We start from the raw sequence: 5,270 nt of genomic DNA, 5'->3' as shown, positions 1-5,270 counted from the left end.
TGGTCACACCCAGCGCACGGCCACGTGGAATGATCGAAACCTTGTAGACAGGATCATGCTCAGGCACAACGCGCCCAACGATCGCATGACCCGCTTCGTGATAAGCGGTGTTCTGTTTCTCTTTCTCGGACATGACCATGGATTTGCGCTCGGCGCCCATCATGATCTTGTCTTTGGCCAGCTCGAATTCTTTCATTTCGACGATGCGCTTGCCGCTACGTGCAGCGAACAGCGACGCTTCGTTGACCAGGTTGGCCAGATCGGCACCGGAAAAGCCTGGGGTACCACGGGCGATAACGGCTGGAGCCACGTCATCACCCATTGGCACTTTCCGCATGTGAACCTTGAGAATCTGCTCGCGACCGCGAATATCCGGCAAACCGACAACGACCTGACGGTCGAAACGGCCCGGACGCAGCAGCGCAGGGTCAAGTACGTCAGGACGGTTGGTGGCAGCGATCACAATGATGCCGTCATTCATTTCGAAGCCGTCCATCTCTACCAGCAACTGGTTGAGGGTCTGCTCACGCTCGTCGTGACCGCCGCCCATGCCGGCGCCACGGTGGCGACCGACGGCGTCGATTTCGTCAATGAAGATGATGCACGGCGCGTGCTTCTTGGCCTGCTCGAACATGTCGCGAACGCGGCTTGCACCAACACCCACAAACATTTCAACAAAGTCGGAACCGGAGATGGTGAAGAACGGCACTTTCGCTTCGCCAGCAATCGCCTTGGCCAGCAAGGTTTTACCGGTACCCGGAGGGCCGACCATCAATACGCCGCGAGGAATACGACCGCCGAGGCGCTGGAACTTGCCCGGATCACGCAGGAACTCAACCAGCTCACCAACTTCTTCCTTGGCTTCGTCGCAACCAGCAACGTCAGCCAGCGTGGTCTTCACCTGGTCTTCGGAGAGCAGGCGTGCCTTGCTCTTGCCAAAGCTCATCGGTCCGCCCTTGCCGCCGGCACCGCCCTGCATCTGGCGCATGAAGAACATGAACACCGCGATGATCACCAGGATCGGGAAGCTGGCCACCAGAAGTTGAGTCCAGATGCTTTGCTGCTCAGGCTGCTTGCCTTCAACCACAACGTGATTGTCGACCAGGTCGCCGATCAGGCCGTTGTCCTGGATCGCCGGACGAATGGTCTTGAAGCTGTCGCCATCGTTGCGCTTGCCGGTAATCACATAGCCGTCAACGGCTACGCGCTCGACCTTGCCATCCTTGACCTGCTGGATGAAGTCGGAATAGTTGAGGGTCTGCGGCTCGTTAGGGCTGGAGAAGTTGTTCATCACCGTCACGAGGACTGCCGCGATGATCAACCACAGGATCAGATTCTTTGCCATATCGTTCAATTAACTACCCTCTGAAGCAAGCTCCGCTACTGGCGCGCGCTTCGCATGATATTCACCGGCCTAACTTACTACATTACCTACAACTCTTGCAGGCGCCGTCTGTAACCCTTTGTGAAACACTTTCTACACAATATTCGCTTATGCACGCGGGGCAAAATACGAAAAACCTATCGCCCCGGCAAAAAACCTCGTTTTACTCATTACCGCCACGGTAACCCCAAGCCAGCATGTATTGCTCGCGGGAGCTGCCACGGGAGGAGTCCGGCTTGATCATCTGGATCTTGTCGAACTTCTTCCGAGCATCCTTCAGGTAGACATCAAAACCTTCGCCCTGAAAAATCTTGATCACAAAATTACCACCCGGCTTGAGTATCCGCTCCGCCAGATCAAGCGCCAGCTCGCAAAGGAACATGGCTTTTGGCATGTCCACTTCAGGCGTACCACTCATATTGGGGGCCATATCGGAAATCACAAGGTCCACCTGTGAATTACCCACGGCTTCAAGGATTCGCGCGAGCACTTCATCCTCGGTGAAATCACCCTGAATAAAGGTCACGTCAGGGATACTGTCCATCTCCAGGATGTCCGAAGCGATCAGTCGCCCCTGACCACCGATCAGCCGGCTGGTGACCTGCGACCAGCCGCCGGGCGCCGCACCCAGGTCGACAACGCTCATGCCGGAACGGATCAGCTTGTATTTCTCCTGGATCTCCAGAAGCTTGTAACTCGCACGCGAGCGGTAGCCATCCTTCTGCGCCTGCTTCACATAAGGATCGTTGACATGTCGTTTCAGCCAACCAAGGCTTGTCTTGGAACGCGCCATTGGGCACCTCGATAATAAGGGTCGTGATTAATTGGGCGGATCCACGAACCCTCGGGTAAAATGGCCGCCATTTTACAGAATCCAGACGAAAGGGTCAGATTATGCCGCTCACTCCAGAGCAGAAGAAACAGTACAAATCCATTGGTCACCACCTGAAACCGGTTTTGACGGTGGCGGACAACGGTCTGACTGAAGGTGTATTAGCCGAACTTGAACGCGCCTTGGCGGATCACGAGCTGATCAAGATCAAGCTCAACATCCTCGACCGCGAGTCGCGCCTGGCGCACATTGCAGAGCTGTGCAAGGTCGGCAAGGCTGATCTGGTACAGGTCATCGGCAAGATGGCGCTGGTTTATCGCAAGAACTTCAGCGTCAACAAGCAGCTGTCGAACGTTCATCGCTTCAAGTGATGGCAAGGGTCAAGGGTGTGCTTCGCGCACCCTGCCACTCCATCCCGGTAGCGGCTGCAACACCAGCACCAGTCCAGAGAAGCCCAACAGCAGAAAACTGAATGCCTGCCAGCGCTGCGCTTGCGGCCAGCCGACATGCACGGCGACAAACATCGCACACGCATACAGTGCCATCAACAACACCTGCCCGCGAAAATCCCGCCACAGACTGGCAAGGCCCTCGGCCCGTACCAGCACCAAAGCCTGAAAAATCACGCAGGCCACGGCAAAAATCACCAGCGACACTTCGAACGCATCGGCAATCTCATCGATCAGCAACGGTGCCAGACCAATTTTGCCCAGCACCGGTCGCAAACCGAGATGAATCAGCCAGAAGCCGCCGACCCACAACGTCTGGGTCAGCTGCCAAAGCATGGCGCCCGCACGTAGCGGGCGCTTGCCTTCAGATGTGACGGACTTCGACAATCTCGTACTCGATAACACCACTCGGCGTTTTCACGGCAACCACGTCACCCTCTTCCTTGCCGATCAAGGCACGGGCCAAGGGCGAGCCGACCGAAATCTTGCCGAGTTTGAAGTCAGCCTCATCCTCACCCACGATGTGGTAAGCGACGCTTTCATCCGTCTCGACGTTGGCGATTTCGACAGTGGTACCGAAGATCACTTTGCCGGTGTGCGGAATGGTCGTGACATCAATGATGACCTGATTCTGGATCCGGCCTTCGATATCACGGATCCGCGCCTCGACCATGCCCTGCTGTTCGCGGGCGGCATGGTATTCGGCGTTTTCCTTCAGATCACCCAGCTCGCGAGCCGTACCGATGTCCTGGCTGAGCTTCGGACGAACGACCTTGGTCAGGTGAGCGTGTTCTTCTTCCAGGGCTTTTGCGCCCTGGACGGTCATTGGGTACTTGATCATGCCTTCAATCCTGCGTGTAGATCCTGCAAGCGGCGTACGGTCTTCTCGGGACCGAACTTCAGCGCTTCACAGATAGCCTCGCCCGCAGCAATGGTGGTGGTGCAGTAGATCTTGTGCTGCAGGGCATTACGACGAATGGAGTAGGAATCAGCGATCGACTGACGGCCTTCGGTGGTGTTGATGATCAGGGTGACTTCGTCATTCTTGATCATGTCGACCACGTGCGGACGACCCTCGGTCACCTTGTTCACGCGGCGCACTTTCAGGCCTGCGGCTTCGATCAGCTTGGCAGTACCGGCAGTGGCGACCACTTCGAAGCCCAAGTTGATCAGATCACGGGCCACGCCTGCAACCAGCGGCTTGTCATCGTCACGCACGCTGATGAACGCGGTACCGCCGGTCGGCAGCACTTCGCTCGCGCCCATCTGGGCCTTGGCGAAGGCTTCACCGAAGGTGTCGCCGACGCCCATCACTTCACCGGTGGACTTCATCTCCGGGCCGAGGATCGGGTCAACGCCAGGGAATTTGGCGAACGGGAACACCGCCTCTTTCACGCTGTAGAAGTTCGGGATGATTTCCTTGGTGAAGCCGATTTCCTTCAGGGTCTTACCGGCCATGACGCGTGCAGCGATCATTGCCAGGGAAACACCGATGCACTTGGACACGAACGGTACGGTACGCGAAGCGCGCGGGTTGACTTCGATGACGTAGATGTCTTCGCCCTGCAGGGCCAGTTGCACGTTCATCAGGCCGACAACACCCAGTTCCAGGGCCATTTTCTTGACCTGTTCGCGCATCTCGTCCTGGATGTGCGCCGGCAGCGAGTACGGCGGCAGCGAGCACGCGGAGTCACCGGAGTGAACGCCCGCCTGTTCGATGTGCTGCATGATCGCGCCGATCACCACGTCTTTGCCGTCGCAGACCGCATCCACGTCCATCTCGATGGCGCAGTTGAGGAAGTGGTCGAGCAGCACCGGGCTGTCGTTGGACACTTGCACCGCATCACGCAGGTAGCGCTTGAGTTCGTCTTCCTTGTAGACGATTTCCATCGCGCGGCCGCCCAGTACGTAGGACGGGCGCACCACCAGCGGATAACCGATTTTCGCGGCAGCGCGAACGGCTTCGTCTTCGCTGCGCACGGTGGCGTTTGGCGGCTGACGCAGGTTCAGGCGCTCAACCATTTGCTGGAAGCGCTCACGGTCTTCGGCACGGTCGATGGCGTCAGGGCTGGTACCGATGATCGGCACGCCAGCGGCTTCGAGGGCACGCGCCAGTTTCAGCGGAGTCTGGCCGCCGTACTGGACGATCACGCCTTTCGGCTTCTCGACGCGGCAGATTTCCAGTACGTCTTCCAGGGTTACCGGCTCGAAGTACAGACGGTCGGACGTGTCGTAGTCGGTGGAAACGGTTTCCGGGTTGCAGTTGACCATGATGGTTTCATAGCCGTCTTCGCGCAGTGCGAGGGCGGCGTGTACGCAGCAATAGTCGAACTCGATGCCCTGGCCGATACGGTTCGGACCACCACCCAGAATCATGATCTTGTCGCGACCGGACGGCGCGGCTTCGCACTCTTCCTCGTACGTCGAGTAGAGGTAAGCGGTGTCGGTGGCGAACTCGGCGGCACAGGTGTCAACGCGCTTGTAGACCGGGAACACTTCCAGTTTTTGACGGTGCGTACGCAGGTTCTTCTCGGTCACACCCAGCAGTTTGGCCAGACGCTGATCGGAGAAGCCTTTGCGCTTGAGCTTTGAACATCAGTTCGCG

The 5,270-nt window shown here is 57.9% G+C and carries 5 protein-coding genes and 1 pseudogene; 1 reads left to right on the top strand and 5 read right to left on the bottom strand.

Annotated elements, in window-relative coordinates; all coding sequences use genetic code 11:
- Positions 1-1,345, bottom strand: a 1,345-nt coding sequence (gene ftsH, locus HT737_RS19775; protein WP_182403807.1) for an ATP-dependent zinc metalloprotease FtsH, incomplete at its 3' end; no start/stop codon positions are given.
- 202 nt (positions 1,346-1,547) lie between these two features.
- Positions 1,548-2,177 (bottom strand): 23S rRNA (uridine(2552)-2'-O)-methyltransferase RlmE, encoded by a 630-nt coding sequence (gene rlmE, locus HT737_RS19770; protein WP_003221536.1) that lies wholly within the window; start codon positions 2,175-2,177, stop codon positions 1,548-1,550.
- A 101-nt stretch (positions 2,178-2,278) separates the two neighbouring features.
- Here rlmE and HT737_RS19765 point away from each other — a divergent pair, with 101 nt between their 5' ends.
- Entirely contained in the window at positions 2,279-2,587 is a 309-nt protein-coding gene (locus tag HT737_RS19765; protein ID WP_003221534.1) for a YhbY family RNA-binding protein, read from the top strand.
- 9 nt (positions 2,588-2,596) lie between these two features.
- Here the strand turns inward: HT737_RS19765 and HT737_RS19760 are convergent, their stop codons facing one another.
- The 3 genes and pseudogenes from HT737_RS19760 to carB form a co-directional block, all read right to left on the bottom strand.
- Positions 2,597-3,001, bottom strand: a complete 405-nt coding sequence (locus HT737_RS19760; protein WP_121183649.1) for an MFS transporter — start codon at positions 2,999-3,001, stop codon at positions 2,597-2,599.
- Between the two features lie 28 nt (positions 3,002-3,029).
- Positions 3,030-3,506 (bottom strand): transcription elongation factor GreA, encoded by a 477-nt coding sequence (gene greA / locus HT737_RS19755; RefSeq protein WP_041066788.1) that lies wholly within the window; start codon positions 3,504-3,506, stop codon positions 3,030-3,032.
- A pseudogene (gene carB, locus HT737_RS19750) lies at positions 3,503-5,254 on the bottom strand (carbamoyl-phosphate synthase large subunit); the annotation flags it as partial. The gene greA and the pseudogene carB, both read right to left, overlap by 4 nt.
- Positions 5,255-5,270 lie beyond the last annotated feature (16 nt).

It is taken from the genome of Pseudomonas sp. MD195_PC81_125, assembly GCF_014060985.1.
Lineage (GTDB): Bacteria > Pseudomonadota > Gammaproteobacteria > Pseudomonadales > Pseudomonadaceae > Aquipseudomonas > Aquipseudomonas parakoreensis.
Note: the sequence above shows the minus strand (reverse complement) of the source record. Positions and strands in the feature narration are given on the sequence as shown.